The following is a 19,199-nucleotide window of genomic DNA, read 5'->3' as shown; positions in this document are numbered from 1 at the left end:
ACAAAACCTTGTTAATTTGATTTGTAACTAATATCACATTAATACTAATTTAACTCTTTATATATAATGTAAACAGCCATTAATAACACAAAATAACCAAAACTCTTTTTTAATTTGGGACCGCTAATGAATTTTGAAAGAAATACACCTAATATAATTCCTATAATTGAAATTAGAGTAAACAATAATAAAAATCCCCATTCAATATCTAAGGTTTGAACATCGCCCATAAATCCAATTAGTGAATTTATAGTAACAATAATCAGGGAGGTTCCTACAGCTTTTTTCATAGGTATATTTGCCCAAAGCACAAGTGCCGGAACATATAAAAAGCCACCACCTGCACCAATAATTCCTGTAATTGTTCCAATAATTAAACCTTGAATAAACGTTTTATAATATGGTTGAGGTTTTGATGCTACTTCTTTCTCTTTTCCTTTTCTTATCATCGAAATGGAAGCTAAAAGCATAATGATTGCAAAGAATATCATGATGCCCATGCCCTTTGTTAAGGAGTAATTACCAACTGAAAATAGAGTTTCTGGAATTCCAGGAACCAAATATCTTCTGGATAAATATACTGCTACAAACGAAGGGAATGAAAAAGCTAAACCTGTTTTAAAATCTACTAAACCTTTTTTATGTTTTTGATACGTACCAACCATAGATGAGGTGCCCACTACAAAAAGCGAATAAGCTGTAGCTACAACAGGGTTATAACCTAAAAGATAAACTAGAAGGGGTACAGTAAGTATAGAGCCTCCACCACCAATAAGCCCTAATACTAAGCCTACTATTAATGCACCTATATATCCTAAAAGTTGATTTGTATCCATTTAGTGTGGAAGTTTGTCTTTTAAAAGTCCGTAGATAAATGTTCCTAAAATGGCCGCAGCAATTACAATAAGCATGCTCCAAACTCCAGTCCCTAAAAGTATATACATTGGGCCTGGACAAGCTCCAACTAGTGCCCAACCTAAACCAAAAATAGTTCCTCCAACAATGTATCTTATTAATCCTTTTTCTTTTTTAGGAACAAATATATCTGCACCTTTTATACTCTTTATTACGCCTTTTTTTGAAAGTTGAAGAAAGACAATACCAGAAGCAATTGCAGTGCCAATAATACCATACATATGGAAGGATTGAAAACGGAACATTTCATAAATGCGATACCAAGAAACAGCTTCAGATTTCACTAAAATAATTCCAAAAAATATACCTACTAATAAAAATTTTAAAACTTTCATATTATTAAAAAATTAATGGTAAAATAAGATTAGCCATAATTAAACCTCCAATAAAAAAACCAATAACTGCTATAAGTGATGGTTTTTGTAAACTACTCAAACCTGTAATAGCATGACCAGATGTACATCCACCTGCATATCGTGTTCCAAAACCAACAAGTAAACCGCCAACTACTAAAAGAATTAAAGCTTTTGGAGATGCTAATATATCTAGGCTAAACATTTCGTTTGGAACTAGTGTTTTTCCGGGGTTGTGGAATCCCATATTTTGTAGCTCAGTAACTGTTGTTGAGTTTAAATCTGTACCAGAATCGTTTGAAAGAAATTGCACAGCAATAAATCCACCAATTATAGTACCCAGAACTACGGTTAAATTCCAAAGTTGATCCTTCCATTTAAAATTGAAAAAATCTGCAAATTTACCTGCTCCAGCAATCGAGCACATGGTGCGAAGGTTTGATGACATACCAAACGTTTTCCCAAAGTAAAGCAGCAGAGCCATAACTAAAGCTATTAATGGGCCTGATACATACCAAGGCCAAGGATTTAGAATAGATTCCATAATTGTGAATTTTTGTGCGAATTTAAAATGAATGTTATTAAACTATTGTAATAAATGTTACTTATAATTCTAGAACTTGAATTTTATTTCTACTGAGTTTTATTTTGTTCTCATTTTCTAGTTGCTTCAAAATTCTTGAAATTACTACACGAGACGTATGTAAATCTTCAGCTATATCTTGGTGCTTTACTAATATAATATTAGAATCGTGTAATTTGGTTTTGTTTATAAGGTATTTATATAAACGTTCATCCATTTTCATAAATGCGATATTGTCTATGGCGTCAAGCATTTCATCAAAACGGGTTTGATAACTTTCAAGAATAAAATTTCTCCAGCTTGTATTTTCATGAAACCATTTTTGCATTTTATCAACTGGTATCATAATAAGAGTAGAATCTTTCTCGGCAACAGCTCTAATTTTACTTTTAGTAGTACCCATACAGCACGTCAGGGACATGGTACAGGTTTCTCCTGCCTCTAAAAAGTATATGAGTAGCTCATTACCATCTAAATCTTCACGTAGAATTTTAATGTTTCCAACTAACAATAGAGGGATATGCTTTAAAGGTTGATTAATATCTATTATTATATCATCTTTTTGAAATGAAGCTATTTTACCAATATTTTCAATTTCTTTAATGAGAGTATCATCTAAGATATTTTTGAATTTTTTTTGTACTAGGGTAGAAGCCATATTCAAAAGTAATGATTTAAAAAATTGAAAGAAATTGTTTGGTGGAGTTTTAATAAAAAATGTATATTTGCACCCACGAAAAAAGGCCATGTGGCGCAACTGAATAGCGCACTTGATTACGGCTCAAGAGGTTGCAGGTTTGAATCCTGCCATGGTCACTAAATATATTAAAGCTTTCAAGAAATTGAAGGCTTTTTTATTACTCTAATTTAAAGCATTTTTTGTTACAAACCACCTCCAGCCAATAATAACCATTTGTAGCTTGTTTGCTTTTGCTAAATCTAATTGTTGTTTAGAATAACTTGGGAGTAGTATTTTATTAACTTTTGCTAAAAATTTGAATACTTGCTTTTTCATTTTAAAAACCTTCTTTGAAGTAAAAATAGTAAAACTTATTCTAGACTAAGTTTTACATTTTTTTTGGAGTTTAAATAGTCGATAAAATAAGAATGGCTAAATCGACAATAAGTTGTGCAAGTGTGATCATAATTTTCAGGTTTTAAAAGTTAGTAATTAGACTTTGTTTAATGATTGAGTTTCCAATATATATTTTTTGGAATCTTCTATCCAAGCGTTTTGATAAAAATCGATGAAATTGAATACTGATTTATAACTAAAAAAATTGAATTGATTTCAATATTTGAGTGACTTTCTTTAAAAATGTTTCTTTTTGAAACATTTAAGTTAACTTTTGTTTTAATTTGATATAATTGAAGGCTGTTTTTTATAGTTTTTTTTGAAACCAAGGGCGTTTTTCTTTATAAATACGTGTTTTATTGTACTTTCATCTTTCATTGAAAGTAAAAACCAAAAAAAAAGACACCTAAAAAAGGTGTCTAAAAAATGTTAGTTTTTAGTGGAATATTGTATTTATTTTTTCTTGGTAATTATTTCTATGACACCATTTTTACCTTTATCACCATATTTTTCTGTAGCCTTTTTTCCTTTAATTACATTGATTTTTTCGATATTATTTGGGTCTAAATCTTCAATATCATCTTTACTTTCTTTACCATCTATTATAAATAAAGGTTTTGTTTTATTATTAGAGCCAGAACTTCTCATAATAAATCTATTAGAATCACCTTCTTCTTCTGTTATAACAATTATTTCCTCATCATCGCTATCATCATTATTTAGACCAATAGTTATTTTGTTATCGTTTTTCTTTTCAATTATAACAACTCCATTTTCTCCTTCAGTGCCATAAATAGATGTTGCTTTTTCGCCTTTAAGTACAGTTACTGATTTTATTAAATCAGGATGAATTTCTTCCATCTCTTCTTTTGATAAAACCTTACCATTAATAACGTAAATAGGCTCTTTTCCATTATCAGTTTTAATTACTACTTTACTACTATCACCAGTTGTAGCTCTGGTTATTACAGCTTTATATTTTCCACCTTTACCTTCTCGCTCATTGAGAATAACGTTAATGTCTTCTTCAGCTTTTACTTCAATTGCTTTAGAATCGAAACCAACATAACTAAAAGTTAGTACATCACCTTCTTTGGTTTTAATTTTATAATTACCATCAAAATCTGTAATGGCTCCTTTATTTGTATTTTTAATAGTTATTGTAGTTCCTGGTAAATATTCTCCTTCATTATCTGAAACTTTACCTGTTATGATAAACTCTTTAACATTGTTATTTGTTGATTTATTACCAATACTAATGTTGTTATCATTTATTAAAATAATAATTGGTTTAATAGCATTGTCTGAGCTTACATTGTAATTAGCATTTGCTTTTTTTGAGCTTACATTTATTTTAATAGCTGTAATTTCTCCGTTACTGTTTCGTTTTATATTTTTAAATTTAGCGTCAATACCTTTTTCTTTTAGAGAGGCTTTAATTTTATCTAAACTGGCATCAGTGGTGTTCTTGTTTAATGTAACTTCAGTTTTTTCTTGAATTACTGCTGAATTTATTTTTTTATCGTTTGTTTCTTTTATTTCTATTGGTGTTGTTTTATTAGTTTTAGAAACTACTTTGTTTTCTTCAAGTAATAATTCTGGCTCATTTTCTTCTAATAAAAGGTCTAAGTTATTTTTATTAAAACGATCTTCTATTTTAAATGGTTTAGGGACTTCCTTTTCAATATAAATATCTTTAACATTGAAACTCATTAAAAATAAAGCTACTAGCGGAATTACGACAGTATACTTTATTAAATTTATTTTTTTTGATTTTGATTTGTGTAACATAACGATTCGTTTTTTGATTAATGAATTATAAAAATTAGTGCTTAATACCATTTGATGAGATGGTAAACTTGTTTTAAGCAATGTTGTTTGATAAGTTTTTTTACAGCTTATTTTATTTTGTGCTTTATGGTCTGCTATAAATTCTAAGTTTTGTTTCAAATCTTTATTATAAAACCATATGAAAGGATTAAACCAAAGTAGAATACAAGAAAGTTGAGTTATTAAAATATCTACTGAGTGGTAATCTTGAACATGAATTTTCTCGTGAGTTATGATCTGATTTAATTCTATACTATTAAAATCATTAGGGTTATAAACTATCCAATTAAAAAATGAAAATGGCGCTATATTTTGCGAGGTTTTAACATAGGTGTAATTTCCATGTTTTTCACGCTTATTTTTATAAATTACAGATCCTAAAGAGGTTAACTGGATAAAAAATCTAACTAAAAAACATAAAACACCAATTCCATAAATAAATGGTAAATAATCTGAAATATTAAATGGTGTTTTTTCATTAGTTACAGCAACATAATTATATTCTTCAACAGGTAACTCAATAGGTACGTATTCAATATAATTGGGAATAACTATTGATGGTACTATAAATGCAGTAATCAACCCTACTAATAGAAACCATCTATTCTGCTCAAAAAAGGTGTCACGTTGTAAAAAGAGTTTGTAACTAAAATAAAAGATGACAACTACAAAACTTACTTTAAATAAATATTCCATGGCTAGTTATTTTTTTCAATTAAGTCTATAATTTCTTTTAGCTCATCAACGCTAATTTTTTCTTCCTTGGCAAAAAAGGATACCATATTCTTGTAAGAATTATTAAAATAATTGTTTATGGCTGTATTCATAAATCCTTTTCTATACTCTTCTTTAGTTATTATTGGAAAATACTGATGCGTTTTTCCATAAGCATTATAGGCTACATATCCTTTATCTTCCAAATTTCTAATAATGGTAGATAACGTATTGTAATGTGGTTTATCGTTTTTTATTTCAGCAAGTACATCTTTAACAAAAGCCTTTTCTAGCTTCCATAAAATGTGCATTATCTCTTCCTCTTTATTAGTCAATTTTTCCATTTGAGTTATTTTAGAATGTAACAATGATTAAATTACAAATCAAACTTATAACTATTTTTATAGTTATACAACTAAAATAGTAGTTATTTAACTAAATTTTAAGTTTTAGCTTCAATAAATCACATATAGCTTTTATCTAAAAACGTTGAAAAACTTTTAACTTTAATTTATCTTCGCAAAAAAATAGTTTATGGGTATCCTTTGGGTTTTACTTGGTTTTACATTGTTGGTAATAGGAGGTGAGTTTTTAGTACGCTCATCTGTAGCGCTTTCTTTTAAATTCAACATATCTAAAATGGTTATTGGTATGACGGTAGTATCATTCGCTACCTCTGCGCCAGAACTATTAGTAAGTTTGCAAGCTGCATTGTCGGGTTCTCCAGATATTGCTATAAATAACGTAGTAGGTTCTAATATTGCCAATATAGGTTTAGTTTTGGGTATTACAGCATTAGTTGGTACGATAGCAGTAGACAAATCTTTTTACAAGGTTAATTGGCCTGTTATGATGTTGTTTTCCATAGCGTTATTTTATTTCCTTAAAAATGATAACGTATTAACTTTAATTGAAGGTGCACTTTTGTTTCTAGGACTTATTGTTTTTTTAATTGCATTAATAAGAAACGCTAAAAAAGATATTGTTATTGAGGAGGTTGATGATGCCTTAGCCATAGTATCAAACTTTAAAATCTTTTTATGGTTGCTAATAGGTGCTACAGCGCTTTATTTTGGAAGCGAATGGTTGGTTGATGGTGCAAAAGATATTGCTGTTTCAATTGGTGTTAGCGAAGCTGTAATAGGTGTGTCTTTAATTGCAATTGGTACTAGTGTGCCAGAACTAGCAGCATCTGTTATTGCAGCAGCAAAGCAAGAAAAAGCTATTTCTTTAGGAAATTTAATTGGCTCAAATATCTTTAATATAGGGTCTGTTTTGGGTTTAACAGCAATGATAAAACCAATTCCAGTTACGGCATCTCAAATTTTAACCAGTGATATTTTTTGGATGTTAGGTTTTTCTGCTGTGTTAATACCTTTAGTTTTTTTGCCAAAAAGATTACAAATAAGTCGATTTAAAGGCTTCTTTTTAGTACTAGCATATAGTGTTTTTATGTTTTTAGTTTTTACAAGAGGAAAGTTTTAATTGTAGCTAAAAAAGTATGTTAATTTAACAAAGAAAGTGTAATGAAAAAGATACTATTTTGTTTTTTTATTTTCCCTATTTTTATTTCAGCTCAAATTAATGAAAGCGATTCGCTTAATGTAAAAGCTAGTCTTTCTTTAACTGGGTTTTACCAAGGCGGAAATGTAGAGACCTTGATTTTTCGAGCAAAAACAGAATTAGGTTTTAAGCCTTGGAAGAATTGGGTTTTTAAAAATCAAAACTCTTATGTATATCAAGCTTTTGGAAAAGAAAAGGCTGATGAAGATATATTGAGTTTAAACTTCTTATACCTTAATCCTGATAGAAAAGTATATCCATTTGTATTGGGTTTTGTTAGTACTAATTTTAGGAGAGAAATAGATTTGCGATCTCTGTTTGGTGCAGGAGTTACTTTTCAAGTTTTAAGCAAAAAAAAGAATTGGTTAAAACTTTCTCTTTCGAGTGAGTATGAACAAACAGATTTTACAGAAACAAATTTTAATTTTTCTGAGTATGACGGTAGCGAATCTATTAATACATTTCGTGCCACTGCATGGATAAATGGTAAATATCATTTGTTTAAAAATAAAATAATTCTTAGCCATGAAAGTTATTTTCAGCCTTCTTTAGAGCGAGGTAATAATTTTAGATGGCAAGCAGATGTTGGTATAGAGCTTCCTTTATTGAAATTCTTGAATTTTAAAATAAACTATCGTCATACTTTCGAGGGTATTGTTATTGAAGATCAAAAACAGGAAGATAGATTTTTAACATTTGGTTTTACCCTGAAAAGTTATTAACTGAAATAAATTATGTTTTCTATCTAACTAGTTTAAATAGTGTAATAATCATAGTTATTTTTTTAGGGTTTTAGGTTAGTCTAGAATAATGAACTTTAACACTTCAAGTTTTCATTTAAACAAAAAAACCACCTTGTTTTCACAAAGTGGTTTGATATATAATAGGGTGCCGAATAGTTTCAGCGTATCAACTTATTTTATCATGTCGTAACTACGCTTAATAAAGTTCGTAAGTTCTTCACCTTTCAGTAGACCTTGCGATAAACGTGCCAAATCTAAGCTTTGATTAATAAGGCGCTCTTGTTTCTTTTTAGTTTTTGTTCCAAGAATTTCACCTACCAATTCAGAGTTTGTATTCACAACTAAGTTGTACATTTCTGGCATACCACCCATACCAAACATACCACCGCCGCCGGTTTGCTGCATTTCTTTCATACGGCGCATAAATTCTGGTTGTGTTATTGTAAATGGTGATTCTGTACTATCCATGGCTTCGAGCTGTACCATAAATTTATCAGAAGGAATTACTTCCTTAAGTAACTCATCCAAAGCTTTCTTTTGATCTTCATCTAATTTAGAAATGGTGTTTTCATCTTTCTTAATTAAATTGTTAATGTGATCACCATCAACTCTAGCAAAAGAAATGTTCTCTTTTGAAGTCTCTAACTTTTGGATTAAATGAGAAACAATTGGAGAATCTAATAATAAAACCTCATATCCTTTCGCTTTGGCAGTTTCAATGTAACTGTGTTGCGCATCTTTATCTGAAGCATAAAGGATAACTAATTTATCGTCTTTATCTGTTTGATTTGCTTTAATTTTATTGTAAAGCTCTTCATATGTAAAGTATTTACCATCAACTGTTGGATACAATGCGAAAGCATCAGCTTTTTCAAAGAATTTTTCTTCAGAAAGCATACCGTATTCAATTACGATTTTAATATCGTTCCATTTTGCTTCAAAATCTTCACGGCTATTGTTAAATAACGACTTTAATTTATCGGCAACTTTTCTGGTAATGTAAGACGAAATCTTTTTAACAGCACCATCGGCTTGTAAATAAGAACGAGATACGTTTAAAGGAATATCTGGAGAATCAATAACACCACGAAGCATTGTAAGGAATTCTGGAACAATGCCTTCAACGTTATCTGTTACAAATACTTGATTTTGATACAATTGAATTTTATCCTTCTGAATTTGCATGTCGTTAGACATTTTAGGGAAGTATAAAATACCTGTTAAATTAAACGGATAATCTACATTTAAATGTATGTTGAATAATGGTTCTTCAAATTGCATTGGGTACAACTCTCTGTAAAAACCACTATAATCTTCATCTTTTAAATCTGCTGGTTGTTTTGTCCAAGCTGGATTAGGGTTGTTAATAATATCATCAACAGTAATTTGTCTATGTGGTTCAGTCGTTTCCTTACCGTCTTTATCTTTAGTTGTTTTAGGTTCGTGCGTTGGGTCGTTTACTTCCTTAGTTCCAAATTTAATTGGAATAGGCATAAACTTATTGTATTTATTTAGTAACTCACGAATACGAGATTCTTCAAGAAATTCAGTTGAATCCTCGGCGATGTGAAGAATAATTTCTGTACCTCTTTCTGTTTTATCTGAAGCCTCTAAAGTAAACTCTGGAGAACCATCACAAGTCCAATGAGCAGCAGGCTCATCTTTATAAGACTTTGTAATAATTTCTACTTTTTCAGCTACCATAAATGCCGAATAGAAACCAAGACCAAAATGACCTATAATACCAGAATCTTTTGCAGAATCTTTGTATTTGTCTAAAAATTCTTCAGCTCCAGAAAAAGCGACTTGGTTGATGTACTTCTCAACCTCATCGGCTGTCATACCCAAACCTTGATCTGTAATGTGAAGTTTCTTCCCTTCTTTATCTATTTTAATTTCTATTTGTGGATTACCATATTCTACCTTAGCATCACCAACGTTGGTAAGGTGTTTTAGTTTTAAAGTAGCATCTGTGGCATTACTAATTAGCTCACGTAAAAAGATTTCGTGGTCGCTATACAAGAATTTTTTAATGAGGGGGAAGATGTTTTCTACCGATACATTAATGTTTCCTTTTGTCATAATATATAATGTTTTATTATTGTTTTGTTACGCTTAACAGTTAGGCAACAAAAATGCCAAGTCATATTTTGTGACAAACTGACATTAAAAAAGGGCACTAATTTTAATTAATGCCCTTTTGAAATATTTTTTGCAAAAATTTAATCCTTAAGAGTTTTCTCAGGAGTTTTAATTTCTTGTTTGTTTTTTAGGTTCTTTTCTAACCATTGGTCTTGTTCCCAAAGCATGTGCATTATAGATTCTTTAGCTCTGTAGCCATGACTTTCTTTAGGTAACATTACTAATCTTACAGGTGCACCTAAACCTTTTAGAGCATTAAAATAACGCTCGCTTTGTAAAGGGTAAGTACCAGAGTTATTGTCGGCAACACCATGTATTAATAAAAGAGGTGTTTTCATTTTGTCAGCATGCATAAATGGTGACATGTTATAATAAATTTCTGGAGCTTCCCAATAGCTGCGCTCTTCACTTTGGAAACCAAATGGCGTTAGTGTTCTATTATAAGCACCACTTCTTGCAATACCAGCAGCAAATAAATTAGAGTGTGATAGTAAGTTAGCTGTCATGAAAGCACCATAACTATGTCCACCAACAGCTACTTTAGTTCTATCAATATAGCCTAATGCATCAACAGCATCAATTGCTGCTTTACCGTTGCCTACTAATTGTGATCTAAAAGTGTCATTTGGTTCTTCTGTACCTTCTCCAACAATAGGGAAAGCAGCATCATCTAAAACGACATAACCTCTTGTAACCCAATAAATAGGTGAACCCCAGTAAGGATAAACAAACTCATTTGGGTTTGTTGTACTTTGAGATGCACTAGATTTATCTTTGTATTCTCTTGGATATGCCCACAAAATCATCGGATATTTTTCACCTTCTTTATAATTTAATGGTAAATACAGTGTACCTTCTAAATCTAAACCATCATCACGTTTGTAGCTGATAACACGTTTGTCAATTTTCTCTATACTTTTAAAAGGATTTTCAAAAGATGTAATAGCCTTTAAATCGTCTTTTTTGTTTATGTTTCTTATGTAATAATTTGGATATTCTGTTTGAGATTCAATTCTTACCAGTATTTCACCCTTTTTCATATTTATGGCAGAACTCAAACTTTCAAGTTTATTTGTGTATTCAGATTGATATAAACGTTTTGTATTACCTGTTTTAATATTGTATTCGTCTACAAAAGGGAATTGACCTTCTTTGGTATACCCTGCGCCCATAAGGTAAAGTTTATCACCGTTGGTTTCTAATATATAACGTCCAAACTCATTTTTGCTACTAACAAATCTCCCCGGATCACTGTAAACATCTTGATAATTTCTATCTGATATTATTTTAGGAGATTTTTTATTATTTGAAGGATTAAAAAGATACGTTTTTGTATTTCTTGTATTCCACCATCTGTCGTAAGCAACGGCTGTATTATCATCTCCCCACATAATACCAGCAAAGCGTTGTTTAGTTTTTAGCAACAATTCACCCTTTTTGTTAAAAGGTGCTTCTAGTTGATAAACAGCGTCTCTATTTTCAACTTCATTAGCAGGGTCTCCTTCGTCTAAAGCCTCAGTCCAAACTAAAGTAGAAGGTTTATCAGCCCTCCAAGACATGTTCCTCTTACCTTTTCTAGTTGCCATAAAGCCCTTTGGCCTAACTTCATCTAAAGGTACATCGTTTACTTTTTTGATTAGTTTTCCATTTAAATCATAAATGCTGCTTTCATATGGAAAGCGATTGAATGTTACTAAATAAGAAAAAGGACGTTTAATTTTAGTAACCATTACATAGTTGCCATCTGGAGATAGACTAACACCTCTGTACATATCTGCTGGAAGAAAATTTTCTACATCACCGTTAATAGATACTTTTTTAAGTTCTGAAAGTGCTAATTGTTCAAAATTAAATTCGTCATCTGGTGTTTTTAATAAATCTTGGTAGGTTCTGTTTTGTGCTTTAGAGCCATCACTTACTGATACAGTAGGACCTGTTGGTACTGATAGATTAGTATCAATAAGTGGTTTTTTATCTTTAGATAAAGTTTTTACAAGTAAATTTTTATTATCCTTAAACCAGTTAATGGTACTTCTCATATTAGCATTAACATTGGCATCAGTTATTTTTTTTACACGGCCTTCTTTTACGTTTAAAACCCAAACTTCTACACCTTTATCCGTAGTGTTTAAACAAGCAATCATTGATTCATCTGGAGACCAGCTAAATCCTGAAAGCCTTGGGTTTTCTGGTAAACCAGTAACTTGTTTAGCATCTTTATCTGAAGTTTTTTTAACTTTTAAATTTGTGTAAAACGTTGTACGGCTACCAATATTTGTAACAGGATTAATTCTAAGCCCTGCTAAACGCAGTTCTGTTTCAGATAGTTCTGCAATCGATTTATATTGATTTCTAGAAATAAGTACCATGTACTCACCTTTAGAATCAATTTGTACACCTGGAGCCAACTCTACATCGGCAAGTTCAAGAATTTCATCTGGTGGAGTTTGGTATGTTAAATTTTGTTGTGCAAAACCAAATAAACCAGATAATAGAAAATAAATAAAGACGTGTTTTTTCATTTCGGAATAATTTATTGTTAGTCAAAATCAAATTTAAAGCAAATCATTTAAAAAGATTATTAATAGTAAGTTAAATAAGCTAAAAATGTAATTTATTAAGAAGAGTTTTTTATAAAACTTTAATTTCGTAATTTGGTTAGTTAAAATAGGAAGATGTATAATTCAAAAATAACAGGTTTAGGTAAATATGTTCCAGAAAATGTGGTAACTAATGATGATTTATCTAAAATTATGGATACTAACGATGCTTGGATACAGGAGCGTACAGGTATAAAAGAACGTAGATGGATTAAGGAAGGCACCGACGATACATCAGCCGTTATGGGTGCAAAAGCTGCTAGAATTGCCATAGAACGAGCTGGTTTAACTAAAGACGATATTGATTTTATTGTTTTTGCTACGTTGAGTCCAGATTTTTATTTTCCAGGTTGCGGCGTTCAAATTCAAGATATGCTTGATATGCCAACCATTGGAGCTCTAGATGTGCGAAACCAGTGTTCTGGTTTTGTTTATGCTATCTCTGTCGCAGATCAGTTTATAAAAACCGGTATGTATAAAAATATTCTTGTAATTGGTGCTGAATACCATAGCAACGGATTAGACAAAACTACACGAGGTAGAGGTGTAACCGTTATTTTTGGTGATGGGGCAGGAGCATGTGTTTTGTCAAGAGAAGAGGATAATACAAAAGGTATTTTATCTACACACTTGCATAGTGAAGGAAAATATGCCGATAAATTGATTGTTGAGTCTCCTAGCATTGCACATTGGGTGCCCGAAATTCTAGAATCAGAGGAAGAAGATTTATCTTATTTCCCATATATGGATGGTCAATTTGTATTCAAAAATGCTGTAGTGCGTTTTAGTGAGGTAATTATGGAAGGGTTGATGAAGAATGGTTTAAAAAAAGAAGATATTGATATGCTTATTCCGCACCAAGCTAATTTAAGAATTGCACAATTTATCCAGAAGAAATTTGGGTTGAGTGACAATCAAGTTTTCAATAATATTATGAAGTATGGTAATACCACAGCTGCATCTGTAATAATAGCTTTAACTGAAGCTTGGGAAGAAGGTAAAATAAATGAAGGCGATAATGTAGTTTTGGCTGCATTTGGAAGTGGTTTTACTTGGGCAAGTGCAATAATAAAATGGTAAGTTTTTAATATATTTTATGTAAAAAATAAAAAACCCGAAACTGTAAAGTTTCGGGTTTTTCTAGCTATTAATCAACTTCAACTAACACTATTTTATTAATATGAAGAATCTTATTTTATAAGACGTAAAAAAAGCCATTAAATTGCATGACTTGCAATATTTAACTTGTTTTTAACAATCTTGAAAAACAAAACTCGAAATTTACATTCGAGTTTTATTATGTTATACATATCATTTTTTGCGAATTTTAATTTGTATAAGACGACTAACTCTAAATAATTATCTTTCGTGTGGTTTGATAGTATATAGGTTTAACGTACAATATTTGTATTTATTGTATAAAAAAATATTTTTTTTACTTTTTTTTTGATTTTCATAAAAAAACAAACCTCCAAAACATTTGTTTTGGAGGTTTTATTTAATAACCTAACTGTAACACTAACCATCAACTATTAAGCAGGCTATTAAAGTTTTTTATAATCCACCACTATTTTGTTTTATATTATTATCACGGCGTTTTCTTGATTTAGCTCGGTATTTTCCATCACCAAATCTATATGATAAATTTGCCGAAACTGTTCTAAATTCCGGAATGAATTCTGCTGTTTGTAAATAAGGTCTCTCACTGACAATTTGAATTTTTTGAGTATCAAAAACATCATTAAAATTCAAACTAAACGTTGCTTTATTATTTTCTAAGAAAGAGTATCTAACTCCAAGATTTACGAAATACATAGGATCCATTTCAAAATTTAGCCCTGTGTTTTTACCACGGTACATGGCAAATGCTGTAAATGTGAGTTTTTTGCTAGCTTTAAAGTTATTAAATACTCTAAAATTCCAAATTAGGTTATCAACTTGTACAGTCTCAGATATAATATCATTTTCTGTAGGATTAGCAAGTGTAGGGTCTATACGTTCTGCTATGCCTTTTTGAGTTTGTGAGTATAAATCGAAACTTGCATTAAAACTCCACCACTTTGTTGGACGGTAATTACTGGATAGTTCAAATCCGTATGCATTTGTATTACTAAAATTGTCATAAGTTAAAATAACTCTGTTGGAGTTTAAATCAGACCTGTCTATAAATACAGCTCTGTTTATTTCATCTTCAATAATTCTGTAAAAAACGCCACCAGTAATGCTTCCCTTTTTGAGATTTCTGGTATAATTAACTTCAACAGAATTTGTGAATTGTGGTTCCAGTTCTTGATTACCAAAATTTGATATAAGCGGTGTATTCCATTCTGGTATTGGGTTTACTTGGCCAATTCCGGGTCTATCAACTCTTCTACTGTAACTTAATTGATATGAGTTTTTTTCAGAAGGGCTGTATGTGAAAAACGCTGATGGGTATAATTGAAAATAATCATTTTCAAAAGGAATTACAGTTTCTAAATTTGTTGATAAATCTGTTTCATCAGCAATAGCATCAACATTAACGCTTTCAGCTCTTAAACCAAGTTGATATGTCCATTTGTCTAATTTTTTACCATAAGAAATATATGCTGAGTAAATATTTCTTTCATAATCAAAATCAGTTAGTGTTGGTATGTAATCGCCATTTTGGTTTCTTACACGTCCATCAGATTCGTATGTAATTTGGTTCTCAAAAAGTCGTGCTTGTAATCCGATTTCTAGTTTAGCTTTATCCGATAAAGGGTTAACATAATCAAGATTTACCGTAGTTCTATTTCTATCAGTCTCAGTTAGTTCTAAAAAGCTTGGTCTTGTATTATTTCCATTTAAAATATTATCTGTGTCAATAGAATTATCAAAAATATTATGGTCAATTTCTAACTCTATGTTATGGCCTTCTTTCTCAAAATCTAATTTATAATCAAAATTATATTGAGCAGAACTATTTTCGCTTAATAAATTTGTTGTTTGAAATTGATTATTAAGCATGTTATCATTAAAAATAAAATCAGAATTATTTAAAGTTTTCCCATCAAAAGTATTTTGGTTTGTAAATACAGAAATTGTGTTTTTATCATTTAAGTAAAAATCAATCCCAACTTTATATAAGTGAGTTTTGTTATTATCTAGTAAATTTACGGTCTGAAATGAGTTGTTTTCTATTTGCGATAACCTTCCATTATTCACGTTTTTAGAAATATTATTACCGTAACTTCCGTAAAGGTTAAACTTTCCGTTTCTGTAGTTCATATCGAGTGAGCTGTTGAATTTCGCTTCTTTCTGATATCTTAAACCAGTATTAAAATTACCGTTAAAACCAACTAAAGTGTTTTTATGAAGTACAATATTTATAATGCCACTCATGCCTTCAGGATTGTATTTTGCTGAAGGATTGGTTATTAGTTCAATTTGTTTAATTGAAGTGGAAGGAATTTGTCTTAGTAATTGAGCCGTTGGAATGTTAGTAAATTTACCATCAAGCATAACACGAACATTTTGATTTCCGCGTAAGCTAATATCTCCAGTTTGAGAATCAACAGAAACCGATGGAACTGCCGTCATTAATTCAGAAGCAGTACCTAACGCTGCTAAATCTTTTCCAACATTAATAACTTTTCTGTCTACTTTTTGTTGAATGGTTGATACTTCAGCAATTACCGTAACTTCATCTAAGCTTTCTAAATCTTCTTCTAGATAAATATTGCCTAAACTAACCTTGTAATTTCCTTTACCTATAGTGATGTTTTTCTTAATTGTTTTATATCCAATGTATTGAACGCTTACAGTAATTTTGCCTTCAGATACTTTTTCAATTTCAAAAGAGCCATCATCAAGTGTAATACCTCCAGTTATTGTTTCTCCTTTGTCATTAATAATAAGTACATTAACATACGGTAAGGGTTGTTTTAAATTTGCGTCTAATACTTTACCTGATATTGTACCAGTTTTGTCTGCGATGGTTTCGGGGTCTGTTGTGTGTGCTTTTACAGAAATTGATAATAAAATAAAGCACAAAAAGAGTAGCCTTTTCATTTGATTTGATTCGTTTTTTGATTGATTTATTGATGTACATTTTAGACGACTAGTCTTATTTTATGTTACTATATTTTTTAGTATTAACTTTTTTTTAACATATGAACAAAAAAACTTTAGTTCTCGGAGCTTCTTTAAAGCCTAACAGATATTCCAATTATGTCATCCAACGATTAGTTGCTAACAAACATGATGTAGTAGCTTTTGGTTTAAAAAAGGGAATTGTTTCTGGTGTAGAAATAGATACAGATTTGTTGCCTTATAAAGATATTGATACTGTTACATTGTATTTAAACCCAAAAAGACAAGAGGCTTATTATGATTATGTAGTTTCTTTAAACCCAAAGCGCGTAATTTTTAATCCAGGAACCGAAAACTCTGAATTTTACAAAATTTTAAAAGAAAATAACATAGGTTTTGAAGCCGCTTGTACTTTAGTTTTACTTTCTACGAATCAGTATTAAGCCAAGGAAAGTAATTAAACCGTTAAGTGGTAAAATTTCCCAATGAAACTTATAACTACCAATAATATTCTCTGGTAATGATGTTATTCCGAAGGTTATAATTATTGAAATTAATCCAATAATCCATACGTATTTATCTTTAATTTGGTGCTTAGTTAAAATACCGAAAGCAAATAAACCTAATAAAGGGCCATAAGTAAATGTTGCAAATTTAAAGAGGTTACTAACTACGTTTCCTTCAAGATTATTAAAAATAATTACAACTATAATTAGTAAAATAGAAACGCCAATATGCACCTTTTTTCGAAGTGGTTTTTGTTGCTCTTTTGGAAGTTTTTCAATATTTAAAAAATCAACTGAAAAAGAAGTGGTTAGCGACGTTAAAGCACTATCTGCACTAGAGTAAGCTGCAGCTATTAATCCTATTATAAAAGTAACCCCAAGCGCTGTTCCGAGGTTTTGGTTCATGGCAATTTCTGGAAACAGTAAATCGGTTCTAGTCCTGCCGTCAACAGTAGGTATTTGTAATCCAAATTTATCTGCATAAATAAATAGTAATGCACCAAGGGATAAAAAGAAAAAGTTTACAAATATTATTAGAGTTGCCATTGTAAACATGTTTTTCTTAGCTTCTTTTGGAGTTTTACAAGTTAGATTTTTTTGCATCATATCTTGGTCTAAACCTGTCATAGCAATAGCTATAAAAATACCGCCTATAAAATATTTCCAGAAATACGTTGCTGAGTTTGGATCATCAAAAAAGAAAATTTTGCCTTTTGCTGAGAATTCTGGAGAGTTTAAAAACTCCATGTAACTCCAATCTAATTTCTGATTTATTAAATAAATAGCAACACCAACCGAAATTAACATAGCAAGTGTTTGTAATGTATCTGTCCAAATAATAGTTTTAATACCACCTCTGTTTGTATAAATCCAAATTAGAAGAATTGATATAATTACTGTAGCCCAAAAAGGAATACCAATCTCTTCAAAAACAATATATTGCATTGCCAATGCTACCAGAAAAAGTCTAAATGAAGCCCCAGTAACTCTTGAAAGTAAAAAGAAAAAAGCACCTGTTTTGTAGCTTACAACTCCAAAACGTTGTTCTAAATATTGGTAAATTGAAGTAACGTTGAGTTTGTAATAAATAGGAAGAAGTATAAAAAGAATAAATAAATATCCCACAAAAAAGCCAAATACACCTTGCATGTAAGCAAATTGTTGTCCGCCAATCATTCCTGGTACTGATATAAAAGTTACACCAGAAAGCGATGCTCCAATCATTCCAAAAGCCACTAAATACCATGGTGCAGACTTGTTAGCTTTAAAAAAAGCTTCATTTGAATCTTCTTTTCCGGTAAAGTAAGATATCAAAATTAAAACAACAAAATAAGCAGCAATTAGTAACAGTATAGTAGATGGCGACATGAAACTTCTGAAATTAGTAATTACTCACAATATTAAGTAAATTTAAGTAAACTAAATATGCTTAAAATATTCCTAGTTAGAATCATATTTATAAAATCAGTTTTCATAATAAATTGTAAATTCGCAAACTATGGAATTCTCATCTAAACTTTTAGAGCGGGCTGTTAATGAAATGTCTCAATTGCCAGGAATTGGTAAGCGAACAGCATTGCGTTTGGTTTTACACATGTTACGGCAACCTAAGGAGCAAACATTAGCTTTATCTGAAGCTTTAAAAGTGATGCGAAACGATGTTAAATTCTGTAAATCGTGCCATAATATAAGCGATGTAGATTTATGTGAAATTTGCTCGAGTTTAAATAGAAATTCAGAGTTAATTTGTGTGGTTGAGGATATAAGAGATGTTATGGCCATAGAAAACACGAGTTCATTTAAAGGTTTGTATCATGTTTTAGGAGGAAAAATATCGCCTATGGATGGTATTGGTCCGCACGATTTAAATATAGAATCGCTGGTTACAAAAGTAAAAGAAGGAAAAGTGAAAGAGCTAATTTTTGCACTAAGTTCTACAATGGAAGGCGATACCACTAACTTTTACATTTATAAACAAATTCAAGATTATAAGGTTTATACATCAACAATTGCAAGAGGTATTTCGGTTGGTGATGAGCTTGAATATGCTGATGAAATTACTTTGGGAAGAAGTATTGTTAATCGAATTCCTTTTGAATCTTCCTTGAAATTATAAGATATT

The 19,199-nt window shown here is 30.5% G+C and carries 16 protein-coding genes and 1 tRNA gene; 6 read left to right on the top strand and 11 right to left on the bottom strand.

The genetic code is table 11. The annotated features are described in order from the left end of the window. Positions 1-44: 44 nt before the first annotated feature. From ABD939_RS02925 to ABD939_RS02910, 4 genes are all read right to left on the bottom strand, one after another. Entirely contained in the window at positions 45-836 is a 792-nt protein-coding gene (locus ABD939_RS02925; protein ID WP_345164337.1) for a sulfite exporter TauE/SafE family protein, read from the bottom strand. Next, positions 837-1,250 (bottom strand): DUF6691 family protein, encoded by a 414-nt coding sequence (locus ABD939_RS02920; protein ID WP_345164335.1) that lies wholly within the window; start codon positions 1,248-1,250, stop codon positions 837-839. Positions 1,251-1,254: 4 nt separating this feature from the next. Continuing rightward, a complete protein-coding gene (locus ABD939_RS02915) occupies positions 1,255-1,812 on the bottom strand; it encodes a YeeE/YedE family protein (protein ID WP_345164333.1) in 558 nt (185 codons plus the stop codon). A 61-nt stretch (positions 1,813-1,873) separates the two neighbouring features. After that, a complete protein-coding gene (locus ABD939_RS02910) occupies positions 1,874-2,509 on the bottom strand; it encodes a Crp/Fnr family transcriptional regulator (RefSeq protein ID WP_345164331.1) in 636 nt (211 codons plus the stop codon). Between the two features lie 84 nt (positions 2,510-2,593). Between ABD939_RS02910 and ABD939_RS02905 the strand changes: the two genes are divergently transcribed. After that, positions 2,594-2,667, top strand: a tRNA-Arg gene (locus tag ABD939_RS02905). A gap of 46 nt (positions 2,668-2,713) precedes the next feature. Here ABD939_RS02905 and ABD939_RS02900 read toward each other — a convergent pair. The 3 genes from ABD939_RS02900 to ABD939_RS02890 all read right to left on the bottom strand — a co-directional run bounded on the left by ABD939_RS02900 (position 2,714) and on the right by ABD939_RS02890 (position 5,814). Beyond that, a complete protein-coding gene (locus tag ABD939_RS02900) occupies positions 2,714-2,866 on the bottom strand; it encodes an SsrA-binding protein (protein WP_345164329.1) in 153 nt (50 codons plus the stop codon). Positions 2,867-3,379: 513 nt separating this feature from the next. Beyond that, a complete protein-coding gene (locus ABD939_RS02895; RefSeq protein WP_345164327.1) occupies positions 3,380-5,452 on the bottom strand; it encodes a carboxypeptidase-like regulatory domain-containing protein in 2,073 nt (690 codons plus the stop codon). 2 nt (positions 5,453-5,454) lie between these two features. Next, complete coding sequence (locus tag ABD939_RS02890; RefSeq protein ID WP_345164325.1) at positions 5,455-5,814, bottom strand: BlaI/MecI/CopY family transcriptional regulator; 360 nt, start codon at positions 5,812-5,814, stop codon at positions 5,455-5,457. A gap of 190 nt (positions 5,815-6,004) precedes the next feature. Here ABD939_RS02890 and ABD939_RS02885 point away from each other — a divergent pair, with 190 nt between their 5' ends. Both ABD939_RS02885 and ABD939_RS02880 read left to right on the top strand, forming a co-directional pair. Beyond that, a complete protein-coding gene (locus tag ABD939_RS02885; RefSeq protein WP_345164323.1) occupies positions 6,005-6,955 on the top strand; it encodes a calcium/sodium antiporter in 951 nt (316 codons plus the stop codon). A gap of 41 nt (positions 6,956-6,996) precedes the next feature. Further along, positions 6,997-7,755 carry a DUF481 domain-containing protein gene (locus tag ABD939_RS02880; protein WP_345164321.1) on the top strand — a complete coding sequence of 253 codons (759 nt, stop codon included), beginning with the start codon at positions 6,997-6,999 and terminating at the stop codon, positions 7,753-7,755. Positions 7,756-7,947: 192 nt separating this feature from the next. Here ABD939_RS02880 and htpG read toward each other — a convergent pair whose 3' ends face one another. Next, the gene (gene htpG, locus ABD939_RS02875) at positions 7,948-9,858 is read right to left on the bottom strand and encodes a molecular chaperone HtpG (protein WP_345164319.1); all 1,911 of its coding nucleotides are present in this window, start codon (positions 9,856-9,858) and stop codon (positions 7,948-7,950) included. A gap of 140 nt (positions 9,859-9,998) precedes the next feature. After that, positions 9,999-12,440 carry a S9 family peptidase gene (locus tag ABD939_RS02870; RefSeq protein WP_345164317.1) on the bottom strand — a complete coding sequence of 814 codons (2,442 nt, stop codon included), beginning with the start codon at positions 12,438-12,440 and terminating at the stop codon, positions 9,999-10,001. Positions 12,441-12,593: 153 nt separating this feature from the next. Here ABD939_RS02870 and ABD939_RS02865 point away from each other — a divergent pair, with 153 nt between their 5' ends. Beyond that, positions 12,594-13,598: a 3-oxoacyl-ACP synthase III family protein gene (locus tag ABD939_RS02865; RefSeq protein WP_345164315.1), complete on the top strand. Its 1,005-nt coding sequence runs from the start codon at positions 12,594-12,596 to the stop codon at positions 13,596-13,598. Positions 13,599-14,072: 474 nt separating this feature from the next. Here ABD939_RS02865 and ABD939_RS02860 read toward each other — a convergent pair whose 3' ends face one another. Next, complete coding sequence (locus ABD939_RS02860) at positions 14,073-16,550, bottom strand: TonB-dependent receptor domain-containing protein (RefSeq protein WP_345164314.1); 2,478 nt, start codon at positions 16,548-16,550, stop codon at positions 14,073-14,075. Positions 16,551-16,651: 101 nt separating this feature from the next. On the opposite strand from ABD939_RS02860, the gene ABD939_RS02855 reads away from it, so the two are divergent. Next, positions 16,652-17,014 (top strand): CoA-binding protein, encoded by a 363-nt coding sequence (locus ABD939_RS02855; protein WP_345164313.1) that lies wholly within the window; start codon positions 16,652-16,654, stop codon positions 17,012-17,014. Here ABD939_RS02855 and ABD939_RS02850 read toward each other — a convergent pair. Beyond that, a complete protein-coding gene (locus ABD939_RS02850; RefSeq protein ID WP_345164312.1) occupies positions 16,991-18,445 on the bottom strand; it encodes a sodium:solute symporter in 1,455 nt (484 codons plus the stop codon). The two genes, ABD939_RS02855 and ABD939_RS02850, sit on opposite strands and share 24 nt — an antisense overlap. Before the next feature lie 130 nt (positions 18,446-18,575). Between ABD939_RS02850 and recR the strand changes: the two genes are divergently transcribed. Beyond that, positions 18,576-19,193, top strand: a complete 618-nt coding sequence (gene recR / locus ABD939_RS02845) for a recombination mediator RecR (protein ID WP_345164310.1) — start codon at positions 18,576-18,578, stop codon at positions 19,191-19,193. Positions 19,194-19,199: the final 6 nt, after the last annotated feature.

Source organism: Algibacter aquimarinus, from assembly GCF_039543265.1.
Classification (GTDB): Bacteria; Bacteroidota; Bacteroidia; order Flavobacteriales; family Flavobacteriaceae; genus Algibacter_B; species Algibacter_B aquimarinus.
Note: the sequence above shows the minus strand (reverse complement) of the source record. Positions and strands in the feature narration are given on the sequence as shown.